Genomic DNA, 19,339 nt, shown 5'->3' on the forward strand with positions numbered 1-19,339 from the left:
AAGCACTTTTCACTTCTTTTTTGAAAAAGGCTTGTGCGATCTCCGCTAAGAGGTCTGCTCCCTCGCTACTGCTTGATAGCGAGTGCTGTTATTATAGAGTCTGCATTAGTACCTGTCAACCCCGGTTAGCTTCAAGCTTACTTTTATCCAACTTCTTTACAATAACTGTTTAAATACTATTACTACATTCATTTTGGTTTTATCATATTACCGATTCTGATGCTCTTTCCTTCTATAGTTCAATACACACATTACTTGCAGACTCTATAAACCACTGTTCATTTCTCCGGCTAGAATCCTGTGATTTTATTTAGATTCATCATCCCAGAGTGAGTTAATTGTTGCATGAGGTTTGTTCTCCCAATCTATAGATGTATATGGCGGATACCTGAATAAGTATTTCTTATACGCTTTACGCACCTTTGAATGGTTATTCCTACCTATCGCAATCCTCCTGCCTGATTCAAATTCAATTTCAAACTTGTCAATTTTCTTAACCTTATCAAAGTTAATTATCAACCCTACCAAAGGTCTGTAGAACGCTCTGCCGATTAGCGGATAAGCTATATCATCGATTTTCGCATACGTTTTGTACACATATAATGATGTATATATACTCAATGATTTTCCCTCTCTATCGATAAACTCGATATCGTCAATTCCCACCTGTGCACAGGTTGTTCCAGTAATAATTGATATTGTGTCAGTCTTTTCCGTATACATAATATGCTCCTTCTATTATATAAATCTTCACACTTTTATAACCCGAGGTATCTGGTGGCTCTATATTAACCTTACAAGTATGAAATGTAAACCGACCTTTTTCGACCTTTTCCGACCTAATCCGACCGCACATTCGATATATAGAAGGATTACACCTTTTAAACCACAACTTGTATGTATCAAGCTTCCGAAAGTGTATAGTTTCAATCTAATTCAATCTAAATTTTCCTTCTAATATATGCCCTTGTGCTATTTTGACAGCAGTTTCGAATACGATTATTTACGTATAGTTACCTTTTGTGCTTTACAGAGTGTATTTTCGGATATATATTCTTTCGTCATGCAGATATTCTTTCCTTGTAATAAATACTACATGTAGCAGTATATGACGTATACACCTCAAATTGATATACTACCCCATTATGCTATAGCAAGTTTATTTCATATGCACACTATAGAACAGAATACATAGATTCCGCATCTTCCTTCTTAACGGTCTCTAAAAGTTTATCTACCTTCACTTCTAATTCGCTTGTTCCAAAAGTAATTTTGATTATGTCTCCTTCTTCCAGTTCTGCACCAGGCTTTGCAATCCTTCCGTTTACCTCCACTCTACCCTGTTCACAGGCTTCTTTTGCAACGGTACGCCTCTTTATGATTCTTGAGTTTTTAAGGAATTTATCTAATCTCATGTTTTACCTCGTTTCATTTTATATATAACATAGATTTCAATAGTATTTGAAATGCGAAATCGACCCAGCTATATCATTGTGATTTGGACAAGAACCAACTGTGACCTATGTTTAAAAATAGCAGCATGCGTTGATGCTCAATACGACTTGTGCCGACTTTATATTGAGTATTTGCTTGTCTTACGCTGAACTCTCGCCTTTAGTTCAAAAAAATCGATATATAGATGAAATATTTCCAAAAACAGAAAAAGATGGGTACAAAGTACCCATCACGCCAAGCATCATACAATTACTTGTTTACTGCATCCTTAAGCGACTTTCCTGCCTTAAATACAGGAGCCTTTGAAGCTGGGATGTCAATAACTGCCTCCGGCTTCTGAGGGTTTCTTCCCTTTCTGGCCTTTCTAGATCTAGTCTCAAATGTACCAAAGCCGATGAGTCTTACGCTATCTCCAGCAACCAGTGACTCCTCAATTGTTCCTAGAACAGCATCCAAAGCTGCCTCGGCATCCTTCTTCTTAAAACCAGTCTTATCAGCAACTTTGCTTACTAACTCAGCCTTATTCATAATTTTCCTCCTTATGGTAACTTAACTATTGGTATTATACTGTTGAACCATTGGAATGTCAACGAATTCAGCATTTTTATCTATGATTTCTCATATATCTTTTGTAGAATCTCTCTCCTTTGAAATTATTTTCTATTTATTGGTCAAGTGCAGTTTGTCGGTTATCTTCAATATTTTCGCTCCTTTAGGCATCATGAGTATTTCATCCGGACCTAGACATTTAGTTGCAAATACAGCTGCGATATATGCTACGACTGCAATCATCATAGCAACGAGTGTAGCTAACGAGTTCTTACCTATAGCACCGAACACAAGCACATACACTTCATGTGCACACAAACCCATTATGATAGAAGCTAGTGCAGGCTTCAAGAACGTGCCCGTTATATCAATCTTCGTGCCCGTGAGTTTGTACATCGCACGGTAATTCAAAATTGCCGTGATCCCGTAAGCCGCAACATTTCCTGCAGCCGCACCGTTTATATTGAAAGCCGGAATACCTACGAGTATATAGGTGATGACAAATTTGCAAGCAACGCCAATTGAAAGGTTTATTACAGGGATGGATGGTTTGCCAACGCCCTGCAGTACGCTTGAGAACGTACGTAGTATTGAGAGGCATACTACCCCAAGTGATAGTACCTGCAACGTAGGCACTGCGAGCGCAGAATCCGCTGGCTGACTCGGGTAGAGAAGGAACAGGATCGGTCTGGCTAGCGCAATCAGCCCTACCATGCATGGAAAACTGATAATCATGCTGGTCTTGATTCCTGTCTGAATATTTTTGTGTAGACCCACAACGTCTTTTTTGACGAATGCTGATGAGATTGCCGGAACAAGGCTAACCGCCACCGCAATTGTGAACACCTGAGGGAATCCAATTAGAGGATCGCAGAAGCCACTGATGAGACCATATAACTGCTTGGACTGATGATGCGTCCAGCCAGTAGCCTGAAGCCTCCTCATTACCAGCCATAAATCCACAATCATCATGAACGGTAGGATTGCAGAGCCGATAGTGATTGGAACTGCGATTTTGAGCAGTTCGTTAAATATAGATCCGGTCGATTCTTCTCTCTTGACGGATCTCTGGTAATGTTCCTTACGCTTATTGGTTCCGGCTATATAAACTGCCAGCAGCAATATCAGAGCCGCAATAGAACCTGCAGACGCACCGAAAGTTGCACCGGCAGCTGCTTTGGTTAGGTCTGCACTCGAACGAAGAAACATATATGATAATCCGAGACCTGCAAATACACGCGTTAGCTGCTCGATTACTTCCGACGCACCGGTAGGCATCATCTGCTGCTGACCTTGAGAGTATCCTCTAAATGAAGCAACCAAGGGAGCCGTCAGGAGTGCCGGCGCAATTGCTCTAAGCGAAGCTGCTCCGCCGGGGTTCTTACTGTAGGCAGCAATCATATCTGAACCGAAGAAGCAGATTATAAATCCACCTACCCCTATCGCAAACATTATTCTCAGCGACACCTTGTACACTCTATGTGCATTTATGTAATCACCGATAGCGACCCTCTCCGAAACCATTTTAGATATAGCTACCGGCAACCCAGCTGTGGCTATAATCAAAAAGAACGAGTATATCGGGTAAGCGACACCGTAGTACGACATACCAGCAGCACCTATCCAGTTATTGAGAGGTATTCTAAAGAAGGCTCCAAACACTTTGGCGATTATTCCTGTAATGGACAGGATTGCTGCGCCCTTTACGAATTTGGCTCCATGCTCAGAGTATTGAACTTTATTCATTTATATCTCCTAATTACTCTAGTCTTTTGTAAACTGACACTGATTATATCATAATCCACAGGTAGGTGTCTGCAATCAAGCGGACGTATACATTTCATACAAACGGACGTATATATTGCGTACCAGTATGTCTAATTGCTCATTTCTGAATGAGCCAGTCCTTGTAATCTGGCACCCTTCATTACTGTCATCAAATCAAGGATTCTGGCCGCAGGCTTTTCCTTAGTCTTCTGAAGGCTTAGATATGGGTTTGATCCGCTGCTGATTATCAGTCCTTCTCCGAACTTCTGCTTAGCGACAACAAGCGTAAACGCATCAGCATTGTTATCCTCATTGAATTCGACTACGAATCTGCCCCCTCGCTCTGATATGTTCTTGACCCCAAGTTCAGCTGCCAGGCACTTTATCTCAGCAATTCTTACGAGATCTATAGTCACATCAGGGAGATCTCCGTACCTGTCGATGAGCTCTGCAATAAGTTCCTCTGCCTCTTCATGCGATGTAATCTGTGCGATTTTCTTGTACGCCTGCAGCTTAAGTGTTTCATCCTTTATGTATTCGGACGGAATTCTTGCAGATATATCAACCTCAATCGATATCTCCTCACGGCTCTCCGTAATCTTCTCACCCTTGAGCCTTCGCACGGCTTTATCTATTTCTTTGACGTATAACTCATATCCAATCCCCGCTATGTTGCCGTGTTGCGCCTCTCCTAAGACGTTACCGGCACCTCGCAGCTCGAGGTCACGCATGGCCAGTTTGAATCCGGCTCCAAACTCCGTAAACTCGCGAATTGCCGCCAACCTCTTGGTTGCAACCTCGGTGAGTACACGTTCAGGTTTATACAGCAAGTACGCATACGCCAGTCTATTTGAACGTCCTACTCTGCCTCGCAGTTGATATAACTGCGATAGACCGAGCTTGTCAGAATTCAGAATAATTATAGTATTGGCATTAGGAATATCTATGCCATTTTCAATAATTGTAGTCGTCACAAAAATGTCCACATCACCCTCTACAAAATCGAGCATAACGTTTTCAAGCGTGTTCTCATTCATGCGACCGTGACCGACAGCGACAGTAGCTTCCGGAACTAATTTGTTGATGTGCTTTGCGATGTCATTTATTCCATTTACACGATTATAAATAACGTACAACTGACCGCCTCTAGCCAGTTCACGTTCTATTGCTCCTCTTATAAGCTCATCATCCTGTGCTGAAACGAAGGTCTGCACAGGATAGCGATCGCCCGGCGGTTCTTCAATCGTGCTGATATTTTTGATGCCCGTGAGCGACATATTGAGGGTCCTAGGAATCGGAGTCGCAGACAAGGTCAGAACATCTATAGTCTGGCGTGCCATCTTGAGTTTCTCCTTATGCTTTACTCCAAATCGCTGTTCCTCATCGATTACCAGAAGCCCTAAATCCTTGTATGCTACATCATCTGACAGCAGCCTGTGCGTACCGATGACAAGATCAACATTTCCTTTCGCTATATCATTAAGGACACGTTTCTGCCGAGTTTCATCTACAAATCTCGACAACATCTCAATATTGAACGGATAATCCTGAAAACGTTCCTTTAACGTGTTGTAATGCTGATTTGCGAGTAGCGTCGTAGGCGCAAGAAATACCGCCTGCTTGCCCTCTGCAACGCATTTGAATATGGCTCTCGCAGCAACCTCCGTTTTGCCGTATCCTACATCTCCACATAACAGTCGATCCATCGGAAGAGGTTTCTCCATATCCGCTTTGATTTCCTCTATCGCTTGAAGCTGATCATCCGTCTCCTGATATAAGAAGCTATCCTCAAACTCACGCTGCCACACAGTATCATGTTGGAAGGCATATCCCCCCTTCATCTCGCGCTCTGCATAGAGCTTGACTAAATCTTCGGCAATCTCTTCAATTGCCTTGCGAGCTCGAGCCCTGGTATTTCTCCAATCTCCACCTGACAGACTAGATAGCTTTGGTGCCTTTCCCTCGCTTCCGATGTAACGCTGTACTATGTCCATCTGCTCTGTCGGAATATACAGCACGTCCGTTCCAGAATAGTGGATTTTGAGATAATCTTTTATTTCACCATCGGCCTCAAGAGTCTTAATTCCTTCAAACCGACCTATCCCGTGCTCCTCGTGCACTACGTAATCCCCTGCGTGTAGGTCAAGAAAATCCTGTTTTCCGCTCCTGTGTCTAAGCCTCTTCTTAGAACTCTTTCTGATATTAGGAAAAATATCCGTATCAGTGATATAGCACAGCTTTTCATCATCCAGCATCATTCCCGATCCAAGAAGACCTAAATCATATCTGAAATGTCCAAAAATTCTTGCATCCTCAAGGTATTCTCTGATCCTATCGTGTCTCTCTTTATCGGCGGAAACAATATGAACTTCTACACCTTCCTTTGATAGACGGCGCATCTCTCTGCCAAAGAGCTCCATCTGACCGTTAAAGCTTGCTATCTGTCTGCTCGGAACATTCACAACCTTGTCAAATACATCGATACCCTTGATTGGCTCGGGGAACGGAGTAAATGCAATTATATCTTTGTCATAGAACTTATTGATATCTCCCTGTTCCTGATACTCCGGAATTTCCGCTGCAACTCTGTTGGGATCATATATCATCATGTTGGCATCGGCTGGGTCTATAACATAGTCCCAGATTCGCTCGTCAGTCACATCAAAATACTTTAGATAATTTGCAAAGATCTGTACATTGGTACAGTTCTCAAACATCTCCGAAATGCGTCCCTTGAGCTCCTCAATCCTATCGATCCTGCCATCCGATAGCTTGCCTTCACCGCTCTCTGCCTTGAGCCTAGAAAGTCGCTCATCATATTCGTCAGTAATTCGAGATAATGCACGTCTTCGTTCATATGCGGTCGGAAGAAACTCTGCCGCAGGGCAGACTCTAACGAAGTCAATATTTTCAAAAGAAAGCTGCGACTTTGGGTCAAAGAATCTGAGAGAATCAATTTCATCATCAAAGAATTCAATTCTTACCGGATCAGAATTATTCGGAGAATATATATCTATGATACCTCCCCTGGCGCTGAATTCCCCAGGCGCTTCAACGACCGGTGCGGGAGAATATCCAATTGAAACCAACTTCTGTCTTAACTCGGCCGGCTCAACTCGCACACCCATCTCCAACTCAATAACCGACTCCATAAACCTCTCCACGGGCTGAAGCGGTCTAAGTGCAGCAGAAACCGGTGCGATTACAACTGTCTTATCATCTGATACAAGCGAATCAACAGCCTGTATACGCTGCACAAGCATATTGCTGTCCTTTGCCTCATAGATGATCTGTAAATCATCTTCTTCCGGCATCACGTAAATTGCTCTATCATGCACAAAAAAAGAAATATCGTCCCTGAGTCGTTCTGCAACGTTTGCTCTGGAAACAATAATTAGAGTTTTATTGTTTTTTACAATCTCCTTAGCTGCGTAGTATGCAATCCTGCTACCGCTAATGCCGGTGATATTGGTCTTCATCTTCTAGTCCTTTTTCTTGGATGTATTGTTGAGATTCATTGCCTTATCAATTCCAACCTCGATTATATCCCTTGCTGCCTTTGCTGCCTTAGTTGCAGTTTCATCAAGCACCTGTTCCTCATCCTTGGATACTTTTCCGATAACATGATTCACAAGTGACCCCTCGTTGCCTCCAACACCTGTGCGAATCCTGGGAAATTGGGTCGTCCCAAGCCGACTTACTACTGATCTCATACCGTTGTGCGTTCCCGGCCCTCCGAACTTGCGAATTCTGATAGCGCCGAGCGGAATATCAATATCATCGTATATTACGATGATATTTTCATCCGGAACCTTGTAGAAATTTGCTACATCGCGGAGTGCATCACCACTTAGATTCATGAAGGTCTGCGGCTTAACAAGCAGCACTTTCTCTGACCCTATGCGGCATTCTCCAATCAAGGACTTGAACTTAGCCCTCGTAACATCGACCGACAAATCCGCCGACAGTTTGTCGATAACCCTGAACCCCATGTTATGTCTGGTTCGCGCATATTTATCTCCCGGATTTCCTAATCCTGCAATAATATACATACTCTTTTACTCCAATATGCAGATTGGCAACGGAGATATCTCCGTTGCCATTGCCGTAGATCAATTTAATTGTCGATAATTAGTCGAAAAGTGTGCTAACCGATCCGCCCTTATAAACTCTAGTGATTACTTCTGAGAAGATTGGTCCTACCGACAGGAACTTCATCTTATCAATTTTCTTTTCATCAGGAATCGGAAGCGTATTGAGAAGCACCAATTCCTGAATCGGGCTCTTCTTCAGGCGATCAACCGCAGGTCCGGAAAGGACTCCGTGAGTCGCGCAAGCATAAACACCCTTTGCTCCCAGCTCTATTAGAGCGTTGGCAGCGTTGCAAATTGTTCCAGCTGTATCAATCATATCATCGAGTAGGATACAATTCTTGCCGTTAATATCTCCGATAATATTCATAATCTCACTCTTGTTAGGCTCCGGACGTCTCTTATCGACGATTGCAATCGGTGCATCCAGTCTTTCGGCCATATTTCTTGCTCTCGTAACACTTCCGTGATCCGGTGAAACAACAACTACATCTTCGAGTTTTTTCTCCCTGAAATACTTCGTAAGGATTGGCAAACCGAGCAGATGATCAACAGGAATATCAAAATATCCCTGAATCTGGTTAGCGTGGAGATCCATCGAGATAACCCTGTCTGCACCGGCTGCCTGTATCAAGTTCGCAACCAGCTTAGCTGTGATTGGATCTCTAGCCTTAGCCTTTCTATCCTGCCTGGCATAACCATAGTAAGGAATTACTGCGTTGATCCTGCCGGCAGATGCCCTCTTGAGCGCATCGATCATAATGAGAAGTTCCATAAGATTGTCATTAACCGGCGCACATGTCGGTTGAACGATGTACACATCGCAGTCTCTTACTGATTCCCAAATACTTACCTGAATTTCCCCATCGCTGAACTTGTTAACAGTCGATTTACCACTCTTAATCCCCATTAGTTCAGCAATTTCCTTGGCTAGCTCAGGATGCGCATTGCATGTAAATAGCTTTAGATCGGAAAAGACCTTGTTCATTGTTTACCTCCCCTACGTGAACGTGTGATAGTAGCTAATTATTTATTATCTTTTTTCAAAATCTTGCGGTTACGTACCCAATTTTCCTTAATGGTCATTCTCGATCTTCCGATGCTTAAAGCATCTCCCGGAACATTCTCCGTAACTGTTGTTGCTGCTGCAACATATGCCCCTTCTCCGACCTCAACCGGTGAAACGAGGTTGGAATTGCACCCGATAAATGCATCGTCTGCAATCTTTGAACGATACTTATGAGTGCCATCGTAATTTACAAATACAACTCCGCATCCAAGATTTACATTTTCTCCTATATCAGCATCGCCTATGTATGTGAGGTGAGCAGACTTACTGCCATTACCGATTGTAGAATTCTTGACCTCAACAAAATCTCCGACCTTACACTCATCACCGATGACACTTCCCGGTCTAATGTATGCAAAAGGTCCTATACTCGTCCTTTCACCTATTTGACTCTCATAAACATACGACGCTTCCACCGTTGTGTCACGTCCTACTTCCGCGTCATGGAGCACTGAGGATTGGCCGATGTATGCTCCGGCTTTAATTACGGATTTGCCTTTGATTGTGACATTCTGAGCTATCGTTACCCCCTTCTCTATCACAGCCTCTTCATCTATGTATGCAGAATAGATATCCACGAATATCACCCCATCCTCTTCCATTCTGCGCTTGTTGGCTGCAAGTCTCTTGTTCTCGTTATTTCTGTATTCATCTATAGTCATGGTTATCCTCCGCTACGCCTTAAGCATCATCTGTCCTACCTTGTAGACATCCCCGGCACCCATCGTCATAACGATATCGCCTTCCTCGGCATTTGCACTGAGATACTTAACTATATCTTCAAAATCCTGAACGTAGTAAGCCTCCCTATCAGGATGCTTTGCTTTGATAGCGTTGACAAGCTGGTACGAAGATACACCATACACGTCCTTCTCTCTGGCCGCATAGATATCGGTTATAATCAGCGAATCAACATGGTCGAACGAGTCGATAAAGTCATCAAAGAGTGCCTTTGTGCGTGTATACGTATGTGGCTGAAACACAACTCTGAGCTTGTTGTGCTTGACATTACTAGCAGCCGCTAGAGTAGCCTTAATTTCCGTAGGATGATGAGCATAGTCATCGACGATCCTGACGCCGTTCCTAGTTACACCTGTAAAATCGAATCTTCTGTGTGTTCCTCTAAACGCCTTGAGTGTCGAAGCAATAACTTCGTCGTTTACCCCGAGATAACTTGATGTAACATAAGCTGCCATTGAATTTAGCACGTTGTGCTCTCCCGGAACACCTAAATGCAGATGGCAAAGAACCTTGCCTTCATGGCATATGTCGTACTCCGGAAATCCGTTATCATCAAAAGAAATATTCTCTGCGTAAAAATCGTTGCTGGATGTATATCCGTATGTAATGACGTTAGTTAAACCCTTGAGAGCTTCCTTTACAAAAGGATTCTCACCAAAGGCAATGACTATGCCCTTCTTAGGAATATTCATGACAAATTCCTTGAAAGATTTGACAATGTGTTCTATATCCTTGAAATAATCAAGGTGATCAGAATCTATGTTAAGCAAAACGCCAATCGTAGGCGTCAAATGCAGGAAACTATCCATGTACTCACAAGCCTCTGTAACAAAATAGTCATTATCGCCTATCTCAACATTGCCTTTGATTTCCTCAACATTTCCACCCACTAGGATCGTTGGATTATACTTGGCATTGCGCAAAATAAGAGATGTCATAGAAGTAACCGTCGTCTTGCCGTGTGTGCCACAGACAGCAACACTATGCTTGTAATTATTCATAATCATGCCGAGCACCTCAGCACGAGAGAAAATTGGGATTCTGCGTTCCTTGGCCCTAACGATTTCCGGGTTAGTTTCAGGAACTGCATTGGAATACACGACAGCATCTACACAATCGACATTCTCTGCCTTATGTTCATAATATATCTTAATTCCATTGTCCCTAAGGTGATTAGTAATTTCAGATTTGTTAATATCAGTACCGCTAACCACATGACCGTTATCCTGCAGAATCTCAGCGACAGCCGAGAGGCCTACACCGCCGATCCCCAGACAATGGATTCTCTTGAACTTTGAAATGTCAGCCACTTTATTTACCTCCAAGTAAATTTATACCTCGATAATTATACGGCATATCCCCTATGAATTCAACGAATAATAGACATTTGAACATTAATTGACTTTTGTCCTCAACTCGGTAAAATAAAACTGTTGGAGGAAATGAGCATGAAGAAGAACAAGCGCGTCGGAAGTCTGATAACAGAGCTGCTTTCTCACCCGAGCAAGCAGTATTCATATAAGGATTTCTGCACTAAGTTCGATATAGCAAAATCGAGTCTAAGCGAGGATATAGCAATTGCCGGAGAGGTAATTGCCGAAGAAGGTATCGGTAAATTGGAAACAATTCAGGGTGCAAACGGCGGTTTTAGATACATCCCTTCGCTGTCGAGCAACAAGCTCGATAATCTGCAGCGAACTCTCGCAAGCAAGCTATCAGACCCAAGCCGGATTCTTGGCGGAAATTTTCTATACACTTCTGATCTGATGTTTGACAGTCAGCTCACCAGAAGCATGGGAGCGTATTTTGCAGGCGAGTTTGCTAACCTAAAGGCGGACTACATCGTTACCGTCGAGACCAAGGGAATTTCGCTTGCTGCAGACGTCGCTTTTATGATGAATCTCCCTCTCGTCGTGGTAAGACGTGAAGCAAAATACTCGGAAGGTTCAACTGTAAGCATCAACTACTTCTCAGGTTCATACGATCGTATACAGAAGATGTCGATTGCAAAGCGAGCTGTCGCACCCAATAAACGCGCTATCATAATAGATGATTTTATGCGTGGCGGAGGAAGCCTGAAGGGTGTTACTGAAATTTTATCTGAATTTGACATCGAAGTTGTTGGCGCAGGTGTTGCAATTGCATCTAGAGAGCCTTCGAAAAAGAAGATTTTATCTTACCTTCCTGTCATCTATCTGGACTCAATTGATGAAGAATCAAAGGTCATAGTCGCTTCATTTGACAGGGCAAAGAACGCAGATAATAAGTAGATATGCAAAACAATAAACTTGCCAGTGATGCCAATTCTACATCTATTCAACATAATAGAATTATATAATCATGGCAATTTATGAATGAGGAGAGAGTATTGCTTAAATTTGATATGCACTGCCATACTCGTTATGGCTCGATAGATGCGAAAGTGAGAATATCCGAATACGTTGAGATGCTGTCCGACAAAGGTTATGACGGTATGCTCGTTACGGATCACGACTCATACCGCGGGTACAACAGATGGAAGTCTCAAAATCCTGACAGCACTTTCAGGGTTATTCGCGGAATTGAATACGATACTAGAGATGCGGGGCATTTTTTGGTGATTATGCCTGACGGCGTTCATCTACAGGCTCTAACTATGAGAGGGATGAAGGTCGAAAGGCTCGTTAATCTCGTACACCAGCTGGGCGGAATAATCGGTCCGGCTCATCCTTTTGGAACGAGGAGTTCCAGTGCTATGCTGTTCAAGGCTTTGAAGCGCAATAGAAATCTCGTAAAAGAGTTTGATTTTATCGAAGGCTTTAACGCCTGTGAGACTGAAACCGCCAATGATTTATCGCGTCTCTTAGCCAAGGATTTCAACAAGCCGATGTTTGGCGGCTCCGATTCTCACGACTACAAATACGTGGGACTCGGTTATACGCTTTTTTCAAATGATATAACCTGTTGCGATGATTTAATCGCGGCGGTAAAGGCTTCTGAGCACGAGGGCAGCAACTCAATCAGCTGTGGCGGCGTCATCAGAGGCGAGACTTTGAAGTCAAAGCACGCCCATGCCTTCTATTCAGTGTACGGGTTCCTTGCGTATAACTTCAGCCTAGGGTTACTGTACTCTCCGCTTAGAATTCATCGTGTTAAAAAAGCGTTGGAAGTTTGCCGACTCCGCTAATGATGAATTCAGAATGGAATTTGCCGTTTGTAACGACTTTGAGGTTTACTCCCCCGTTTGCATAGCTGTGTCCATCCGGGTACTGCTCACCATTATTATATGATTTTAAATGCAACCTCACAGATTCATCTGCCGTCCAACTGTCTCTGTGTTCTTCAGGTAGCTTATCAGCTTTTCTTCATCTGTACTGCCTTTGTAGTTATCTACAGTTGTATCTCTCTGGAAGCCTTGACCCTTAACTTTCCATACTAACTATATACGTAGACAATTGTTCCCACCGGAATCATGTTGTACAGCTGTGCTGCCATTGCCGGTGGCATATTTACGCAGCCATGCGAGCCTCCTGATAGATATATACCGCCTCCAAAGGCACCTCTCCAAGGAGCATCGTGAAGTCCATTTCCTCCATCAAATGGCATCCAGTAGCTTACCGGTGACTCGTAATCAGTTCCATCGTCGTTACGACCCTTTAAAGTTGCATTGCGCTGCTTGGCATTAATCTTAAAGATACCTGTTCTGGTTCTGTGACCAGGTCCGCCGGAAACCATAGAAGACGTAAATACTACATTTCCGTTCTTGACATATCTAACCGACTGACCGGATAGATTTATCTCGATATGAGAGCCTCCAGCGGAAGCAGCACCTTGATCAGTAACTATAGACCCCGCCTCTCCGCTTTTAGCAGCATTCAAAATTGATTCCGCAGTCTTATCTACATTGACATTAATCTTGAGTGCATGGTTGCCCAAAATCTTGTAACCGGCCAGAGTCTTGACTTTCAGCGAACTGCCGGCGTATTTGTCGGCGATTTCCTTGGCTATCTCCTGAGCCCCGGTCTGACTATACTTCGGCCCCGTCTTGGAGTACAGAATGACCTTTGCCAGCGCATTTGGCTCAATTTCATATGGCGTTCCTGTAATGTTATTCAAGTAGATTGGCTTTGAAAGATACTGTTTAGCAAATTCGAACTCATCCTTGAGCGAATCAGCAGTAACCTTTGGCTCCGAAATGAGCTTCTTACGATCCATCTTATACTTGGTAAATTTATAATCGGCGGCTTTTTTGTCAGCAATTTCCTTAGCAATCTTTTTAAAATCGACACTGTCTCCCTGAACCTCGGGTACAAGTGTCATGCTGTTGTAATCGATGTACGCATCTTCAGTATATTTTACACCCTGAGCATCAGGCACAGCAGCACCAATGGCATCCGCTGATTTTTCAATTCCTGATTTCTTCTTTAATGTGACATCATAGTTAACATTCTTACAAAAAATAACTCTTGGATCGATTGATGCCAACCCCATCTTGACACGCATAGAGGCTTTGATGTCATATGTAAAGGAAGTCTTAACCTCCTTCGTCTCATGCCCGTCTTCAGCAATTGTAAAGGAGTTATTTTCCGCAGTTACCTTATCGATCGCATCTTCCAGATTCAATCCGGAGACATCAACCCCATCAATCCTCACACCTTTTGCAAACGTCGAAGCGTTGCTGTACCTGTAACCACCGAATGCACATGTACCAATAACTATTATTGCAGCTATTGCAATTATTATCTTAACTCGCTTGCTAACTCCTGTTTTTTTATCTGCGAGCTCCTGTACTACGTTATTGCTTCTCAAGTTCTGTTTTCCTTACTTTTATTTTATAGTGATATCAATTCATTTTGTGAAATCTATCCTTATAATTAAATCACAATGAGTCTCCTATGTCAAAGTCATAAAATTCGCTGAAAATCGGCATAAATGCACCATAACGAAAACAGCTGAATCCATCAGGATCCAACTGTTTATCATCCTATGGAGGCGACACCCAGATTCGAACTGGGGATGAAGGTTTTGCAGACCTCTGCCTTACCACTTGGCTATGTCGCCATTAAACTGGCTGGGGTAACAGGATTCGAACCTGTGAATGACGGAGTCAGAGTCCGTTGCCTTACCGCTTGGCGATACCCCAATATGTAACTGTTCTTAAAGATTAATGGGGTGGGTAGTGGGATTCGAACCCACGCATACAGGAGCCACAACCCTGGGTCTTAACCGCTTGACGATACCCACCATATCATCGATTAATCTAAAATGGCGACCGGGAACGGGCTCGAACCGTCGACCTCCAGCGTGACAGGCTGGCATTCTAACCAACTGAACTACCCGGCCAAAACATGGTGGACGCTATAGGGCTCGAACCTATGACCCTCTGCTTGTAAGGCAGATGCTCTCCCAGCTGAGCTAAGCGTCCATGTGGTAGCGGCGGATGGACTCGAACCATCGACCTTCCGGGTATGAACCGGACGCTCTAGCCAGCTAAGCTACGCCGCCACAGGTGCTCACTATTGTGTCGCCAAATTATATTAACAAACGACATTATCCTTGTCAATAGTACAAGGTTATTTTTCTGCGATAATCTCGTTAAAGGAGCCTATTTATGTTATACTATCGTAGTAAATTTCTCAGGAGTTATTAAGAATATGGAGGTTCCTGTGACGTCGCCAAATCCAATCGCATTAACAATAGCCGGATTCGAGATACGCTGGTACGGAATACTCATAGCTCTTGGAGCGATGCTCGCTCTTTTTATCAGTTATAGGAGAGCACCTAAGCACGGCATAGCATCAGAGGACGTCCTCGACCTTTCTCTTGGCATGATTCCTATCGGGATTATCGGAGCTAGATTATACTATGTGGCTTTCAGTTGGGATTACTACAAGCTCTACCCTGCCGAAATTATCAATATACGTGGTGGAGGGTTAGCCATACACGGAGGTCTGATATTCGGATTAGTTACCGCATACATAATGTGTAGATATAAGAAAATCAGCTTCGTAGAAATGGCAGATTTAGTGCTACCCACCGTCGCACTCGCACAGGCAATTGGACGATGGGGAAATTTCTTTAACGGAGAAGCTCATGGCATTGAGACAAATGTACCATGGGCGATAATTGTCGACGGGCAGCGTGTTCATCCAACGTTTCTCTACGAATCAATATGGTGTCTGGTGATTTTCGCAGTTCTCTCATTTATGTATAGTAACCGCGCATTTCCCGGTCAGATTGCCTGCATGTACGGTCTCCTCTATGCGCCGGAACGCTTCTTTGTCGAGGGACTTAGGACAGACAGCCTTATGATTGGAATTCTAAGGCAGGCACAGGTTATAAGCATTGTCATCTTTGTTGTTTCGCTCTTACTATATATATATCTTAGAAGGCGAAATAAACTGAATAACAGATAAACGGATTATCGATTATTAAGAGGTAAAGAAATGAAATTAGGCATAGTCGGCCTACCTAACGTGGGCAAGAGTACACTTTTTAACGCAATTACAAAGGCTGGTGCAGAAGCTGCCAACTACCCTTTCTGCACTATTGAACCCAACGTCGGAGTTGTAACGGTTCCTGACAAAAGGCTCGAGGTGTTGACGGACATCTACAAGGCCAGGAAGACTATTTACACGACGATAGAGTTTTGCGATATAGCCGGGCTGGTAAAGGGTGCTTCCAAGGGTGAAGGGCTGGGAAATAAGTTCCTCGGTCATATCCGTGAGGTTTCCGCCATCGTACATGTGGTAAGGTGCTTCGCAAATGACAACATCGTCCATGTTAATGGTCACGTTGATCCGCTTGATGATATCGAAACAATCAATACAGAACTGATTTTTGCGGACCTTGAAGTGCTCGAAAGAGCTATTGCCAAGTTAACCAAAAGCATGAAGGCGGACAAGAGTCTTGCAAAGCAACTTGACCTGCTTGAAAGAGTTAAGGCGTGGCTGGAAACGGGAAAATCTGCACGGGCTATGGAGCTCAATAAAGAGGAAGGTGAAATTATCTCCGGTATGGACTTGCTCACTTTTAAGCCGGTCATCTACGTTGCCAACGTATCTGAGGACGATGTTTCCAGCGATGATAATAAGCACGTGCAAAAGGTTTCGGAGTTTGCAGCTAGTGAAGGCGCCGGCTGCGTAAAAATCTGTGCTGAAATTGAAGCAGAGATGGCAGAGCTTGACGCTGAAGAGCGTGAGATGTTTCTCGAAGATCTGGGAATCTCGGAATCAGGTCTGGATCAGCTGATAAAGGCCAGCTACTCGCTGTTGAATCTCATATCATATCTCACTGCAGGCGAACCGGAAGTTAGAGCTTGGACGATTACCAAGGGAACGAAGGCTCCACAGGCAGCAGGAAAAATCCACACCGATTTTGAGAAAGGATTTATCAGAGCTGAAACTATTGCCTACAACAAACTAATAGAGTGCGGCGGTAGCCTCGCAAAGGCACGTGAGCAGGGTCTGATCAGATCCGAAGGCAAGGATTACGTAGTGCAGGATGGAGATGTAATACACTTTCTGTTCAATGTATAGAGCTACAACCTGCTAATTTGTAAGGTTTTCGCTCGACTATGATGATATAAAATAGATTTTATTTATCAGTATTTATACATTGCTTAAATATAATTGATGTTACTAGTATAATTATTATCAGAATAAGTATTGCAAAACGTACAAAGAACGACTATAATCAATGGTAGAGATTGTCTCCTTGGCAATCTCTTAATCTCTAGTCCCAATACCCTTTTTACGAAACAGACTACTCCCCTGTAGTCTGTTTTTCTTTTCCGTGATATTCTATAATAGTTAAAGAAGCAAAACTCATATAATAATCATATGCTGATGTATATGAGTCATTATTACTGTGGCCGTAGATATGATAACTATACCCGGTTTGCCTATTTGAACAATTTTGACTCTATGTATCAGCTGCTAGGGACAGCACCATTATGAAAAAATTTACGAGAACATACACTTCCCCTCTCTATCACGGGGAAATATTTGACATGTACCACGGAGATCTCAAGCCATGCATCTTTGACATAGAAACGACCGGCTTATCGGCTCAACGTGGCAATAAGATAATTCTGACCGCCTGCATGACTGCAGATGGCAAGGGCTCCAAGATTACGCAGTTTCTAGCCGAGACGCCATACGAGGAGGACAGAGTCCTCATGTCTACAATGGAATTTTTATGCGAAGAAGGTGTAGATTATTTGATTACATATAACGGAGCAGCCTTCGATATTCCATTTGTGAAACAACGGCTTGAGCTGCTCCACCTCCCTTATATATTGAATATGTACGAATATGACCTATACAATTTTATTCGCTCTAACACCAATTTGAAGTCCGAAATTGGATCTATCAGCCAAAAAAATGTAGAGGCTTATTTTGGTATCGGAACTAACAGAAAAGACGTCATTTCCGGGAGGGAGAGCGTTAAGCTTTTTTCTGAATATGCTGTTAATCAGGATTCTGTAATTGAAAAAATTATTCTAACGCACAACCGCGAGGATGTGCTTCAACTCAATCATCTGGTTAATATAGTTGGTCAGGATAATTTTGCCGGCGTTTTAGGCAATCGGGATTGTCAGGATAGCTTAGCCGACGTTTTGAAAGATCGGGACTGTCAGAATTTGGATTGGGCGCTCGCGCAGACGGGAGCCGGGCTCCCGTCTGCCGACGGCGAGTTGACAGCGCGTCCGAGGCTCGCCGCCGGCTGCCTGACCGTGACGGGCAGGCAGCTGCGAGCGCCCCACAAGTTGTCAGATAGCGCTGAATACGCAATCAATGCCAATATATTCCCAGATACAGCCGATTCAATAAGTGCTGAATTCATCAAAGATAACAGCTCATACCAAATCAAAATTCCGCTGGAAAGTCATGAAAAATCTCAGTTTATAGATATTAAAAATATACTGGCTACCGCCGAAGCTTCAGGTGATAATGCTCAGCACAAGTATGCCGGGCTGCTCAGGCTATCAGATAACTTAATCAATGATTATTTACTGCTGGTAGATAACGGTCAGGAGCTTAACAGAGAAATAAATCTACTCTCAATACTGATAAGCACTCAAATATATAAAAGAGTCAGATAGAGCTTAGCATCTGTCTGATTCTTTAAATTACGTCGATTATATATGAAGATTCACCTTTGAATTTATTGATTTCTGCTTTACACAAAAGAGGCTTATAGGACAAAAAACGTGTTTTGCTAATCCCAGTAAGAAGGATAATTGTCCTCTCTATGGAGTTCACTCCAGACGATAGCATCACCCCACATAGGGATAGTTGAGGTGCGTTTTTCGCTATCCGAAATTCTTTCGTATATATCTGAAATGCTCTTGTCTGTGGGCATCACTCTCAATATTTCAGACACAGAAAGCGGCTCCGGTGAGTGCATATAACACCACCAGAAGACCGCTTTTATTCTTCTTTCGACAGATAACCCTCTATGGTCCCGGAGCAATGCTCTTATCCTCGAATTGACGCCTCCTTCGATCCGATTATTCGTTGACGGCAATTCATCTATTTCCTGACTTAACTGCTCATCCAGATATATGAACATGCTGTTTTCTTTTATCAGCCTTACAATGGAGCGCTGTGCCTTTAACAACCTTTTATGTGTGTATCTCCAGTTTCCATTTTCGTCACGGGACATCTGGCTCAGGAATTTGTTG

At 43.3% G+C, this 19,339-nt stretch carries 16 protein-coding genes, 6 tRNA genes and 1 pseudogene; 5 read left to right on the top strand and 18 right to left on the bottom strand.

Features of this window, described 5'->3' with window-relative positions; all coding sequences use genetic code 11:
• Positions 1–306 precede the first annotated feature (306 nt).
• The 9 genes from HMPREF1152_RS02350 to murC form a co-directional block, all read right to left on the bottom strand.
• Positions 307–723: a LytTR family transcriptional regulator DNA-binding domain-containing protein gene (locus HMPREF1152_RS02350; protein ID WP_009643558.1), complete on the bottom strand. Its 417-nt coding sequence runs from the start codon at positions 721–723 to the stop codon at positions 307–309.
• A gap of 452 nt (positions 724–1,175) precedes the next feature.
• Positions 1,176–1,415 (bottom strand): RNA-binding S4 domain-containing protein, encoded by a 240-nt coding sequence (locus HMPREF1152_RS02355; RefSeq protein ID WP_009643559.1) that lies wholly within the window; start codon positions 1,413–1,415, stop codon positions 1,176–1,178.
• A gap of 289 nt (positions 1,416–1,704) precedes the next feature.
• Positions 1,705–1,983 carry an HU family DNA-binding protein gene (locus HMPREF1152_RS02360; RefSeq protein ID WP_009643555.1) on the bottom strand — a complete coding sequence of 93 codons (279 nt, stop codon included), beginning with the start codon at positions 1,981–1,983 and terminating at the stop codon, positions 1,705–1,707.
• 132 nt (positions 1,984–2,115) lie between these two features.
• On the bottom strand, positions 2,116–3,750 hold the full coding sequence (locus HMPREF1152_RS02365) for a putative polysaccharide biosynthesis protein (RefSeq protein ID WP_009643560.1): 1,635 nt from the start codon (positions 3,748–3,750) through the stop codon (positions 2,116–2,118).
• Positions 3,751–3,881: 131 nt separating this feature from the next.
• Entirely contained in the window at positions 3,882–7,250 is a 3,369-nt protein-coding gene (mfd, locus tag HMPREF1152_RS02370) for a transcription-repair coupling factor (protein WP_009643566.1), read from the bottom strand.
• A 3-nt stretch (positions 7,251–7,253) separates the two neighbouring features.
• The gene (gene pth / locus HMPREF1152_RS02375; protein WP_009643557.1) at positions 7,254–7,823 is read right to left on the bottom strand and encodes an aminoacyl-tRNA hydrolase; all 570 of its coding nucleotides are present in this window, start codon (positions 7,821–7,823) and stop codon (positions 7,254–7,256) included.
• A gap of 79 nt (positions 7,824–7,902) precedes the next feature.
• On the bottom strand, positions 7,903–8,850 hold the full coding sequence (locus HMPREF1152_RS02380; RefSeq protein ID WP_009643567.1) for a ribose-phosphate diphosphokinase: 948 nt from the start codon (positions 8,848–8,850) through the stop codon (positions 7,903–7,905).
• Positions 8,851–8,888: 38 nt separating this feature from the next.
• Positions 8,889–9,593, bottom strand: coding sequence for a DapH/DapD/GlmU-related protein (locus HMPREF1152_RS02385; protein ID WP_009643568.1), 705 nt, complete (start codon positions 9,591–9,593; stop codon positions 8,889–8,891).
• A 12-nt stretch (positions 9,594–9,605) separates the two neighbouring features.
• Complete coding sequence (gene murC, locus HMPREF1152_RS02390) at positions 9,606–10,982, bottom strand: UDP-N-acetylmuramate--L-alanine ligase (RefSeq protein WP_009643569.1); 1,377 nt, start codon at positions 10,980–10,982, stop codon at positions 9,606–9,608.
• Positions 10,983–11,120: 138 nt separating this feature from the next.
• Here murC and purR point away from each other — a divergent pair, with 138 nt between their 5' ends.
• Complete coding sequence (gene purR / locus HMPREF1152_RS02395; protein WP_009643554.1) at positions 11,121–11,942, top strand: pur operon repressor; 822 nt, start codon at positions 11,121–11,123, stop codon at positions 11,940–11,942.
• A gap of 80 nt (positions 11,943–12,022) precedes the next feature.
• Positions 12,023–12,838: a PHP-associated domain-containing protein gene (locus tag HMPREF1152_RS02400; protein ID WP_036380110.1), complete on the top strand. Its 816-nt coding sequence runs from the start codon at positions 12,023–12,025 to the stop codon at positions 12,836–12,838.
• Here the strand turns inward: HMPREF1152_RS02400 and HMPREF1152_RS10025 are convergent.
• From HMPREF1152_RS10025 to HMPREF1152_RS02435, 8 genes are all read right to left on the bottom strand, one after another.
• Entirely contained in the window at positions 12,804–12,959 is a 156-nt protein-coding gene (locus tag HMPREF1152_RS10025) for a hypothetical protein (protein WP_009643556.1), read from the bottom strand. The two genes, HMPREF1152_RS02400 and HMPREF1152_RS10025, sit on opposite strands and share 35 nt — an antisense overlap.
• Before the next feature lie 127 nt (positions 12,960–13,086).
• A complete protein-coding gene (locus HMPREF1152_RS02405) occupies positions 13,087–14,460 on the bottom strand; it encodes a L,D-transpeptidase (protein ID WP_009643562.1) in 1,374 nt (457 codons plus the stop codon).
• Between the two features lie 178 nt (positions 14,461–14,638).
• Positions 14,639–14,712, bottom strand: a tRNA-Cys gene (locus HMPREF1152_RS02410).
• Between the two features lie 7 nt (positions 14,713–14,719).
• Positions 14,720–14,794 (bottom strand) — tRNA-Gln (locus tag HMPREF1152_RS02415).
• A 25-nt stretch (positions 14,795–14,819) separates the two neighbouring features.
• A tRNA-His gene (locus tag HMPREF1152_RS02420) sits at positions 14,820–14,895 on the bottom strand.
• 22 nt (positions 14,896–14,917) lie between these two features.
• Positions 14,918–14,994: transfer RNA gene (locus tag HMPREF1152_RS02425), tRNA-Asp, on the bottom strand.
• A gap of 6 nt (positions 14,995–15,000) precedes the next feature.
• Positions 15,001–15,076 (bottom strand) — tRNA-Val (locus tag HMPREF1152_RS02430).
• Between the two features lie 3 nt (positions 15,077–15,079).
• Positions 15,080–15,156 (bottom strand) — tRNA-Met (locus tag HMPREF1152_RS02435).
• A gap of 149 nt (positions 15,157–15,305) precedes the next feature.
• On the opposite strand from HMPREF1152_RS02435, the gene lgt reads away from it, so the two are divergent.
• The 3 genes from lgt (at position 15,306) to HMPREF1152_RS02450 (ending at position 18,757) form a co-directional block, all read left to right on the top strand.
• Positions 15,306–16,067, top strand: coding sequence for a prolipoprotein diacylglyceryl transferase (gene lgt / locus HMPREF1152_RS02440; RefSeq protein WP_009643564.1), 762 nt, complete (start codon positions 15,306–15,308; stop codon positions 16,065–16,067).
• A gap of 30 nt (positions 16,068–16,097) precedes the next feature.
• On the top strand, positions 16,098–17,189 hold the full coding sequence (gene ychF / locus HMPREF1152_RS02445) for a redox-regulated ATPase YchF (protein ID WP_009643563.1): 1,092 nt from the start codon (positions 16,098–16,100) through the stop codon (positions 17,187–17,189).
• Positions 17,190–17,605: 416 nt separating this feature from the next.
• Positions 17,606–18,757: a ribonuclease H-like domain-containing protein gene (locus HMPREF1152_RS02450; RefSeq protein WP_009643561.1), complete on the top strand. Its 1,152-nt coding sequence runs from the start codon at positions 17,606–17,608 to the stop codon at positions 18,755–18,757.
• Between the two features lie 116 nt (positions 18,758–18,873).
• Here the strand turns inward: HMPREF1152_RS02450 and HMPREF1152_RS09695 are convergent.
• Positions 18,874–19,339 (bottom strand): annotated as a pseudogene (locus tag HMPREF1152_RS09695) (IS256 family transposase); the annotation flags it as partial.

It is taken from the genome of Mogibacterium sp. CM50 (assembly GCF_000293155.1).
Taxonomy (GTDB): domain Bacteria; phylum Bacillota; class Clostridia; order Peptostreptococcales; family Anaerovoracaceae; genus Mogibacterium; species Mogibacterium timidum.

What these genes read in the sequence shown, in the direction of transcription:
- purR (WP_009643554.1), top strand. Translation starts at nt 11,121, where the DNA reads ATGAAGAAGAACAAGCGCGTCGGAAGTCTGATAACAGAGCTGCTTTCT.
- lgt (WP_009643564.1), top strand. Translation starts at nt 15,306, where the DNA reads ATGGAGGTTCCTGTGACGTCGCCAAATCCAATCGCATTAACAATAGCC.
- ychF (WP_009643563.1), top strand. Translation starts at nt 16,098, where the DNA reads ATGAAATTAGGCATAGTCGGCCTACCTAACGTGGGCAAGAGTACACTT.
- HMPREF1152_RS02365 (WP_009643560.1), bottom strand. Translation starts at nt 3,750, where the DNA reads ATGAATAAAGTTCAATACTCTGAGCATGGAGCCAAATTCGTAAAGGGC.
- HMPREF1152_RS02350 (WP_009643558.1), bottom strand. Translation starts at nt 723, where the DNA reads ATGTATACGGAAAAGACTGACACAATATCAATTATTACTGGAACAACC.
- HMPREF1152_RS02360 (WP_009643555.1), bottom strand. Translation starts at nt 1,983, where the DNA reads ATGAATAAGGCTGAGTTAGTAAGCAAAGTTGCTGATAAGACTGGTTTT.
- HMPREF1152_RS02385 (WP_009643568.1), bottom strand. Translation starts at nt 9,593, where the DNA reads ATGACTATAGATGAATACAGAAATAACGAGAACAAGAGACTTGCAGCC.
- pth (WP_009643557.1), bottom strand. Translation starts at nt 7,823, where the DNA reads ATGTATATTATTGCAGGATTAGGAAATCCGGGAGATAAATATGCGCGA.
- mfd (WP_009643566.1), bottom strand. Translation starts at nt 7,250, where the DNA reads ATGAAGACCAATATCACCGGCATTAGCGGTAGCAGGATTGCATACTAC.
- HMPREF1152_RS02450 (WP_009643561.1), top strand. Translation starts at nt 17,606, where the DNA reads ATGAAAAAATTTACGAGAACATACACTTCCCCTCTCTATCACGGGGAA.
- HMPREF1152_RS02355 (WP_009643559.1), bottom strand. Translation starts at nt 1,415, where the DNA reads ATGAGATTAGATAAATTCCTTAAAAACTCAAGAATCATAAAGAGGCGT.
- HMPREF1152_RS02380 (WP_009643567.1), bottom strand. Translation starts at nt 8,850, where the DNA reads ATGAACAAGGTCTTTTCCGATCTAAAGCTATTTACATGCAATGCGCAT.
- HMPREF1152_RS02400 (WP_036380110.1), top strand. Translation starts at nt 12,023, where the DNA reads ATGAATGAGGAGAGAGTATTGCTTAAATTTGATATGCACTGCCATACT.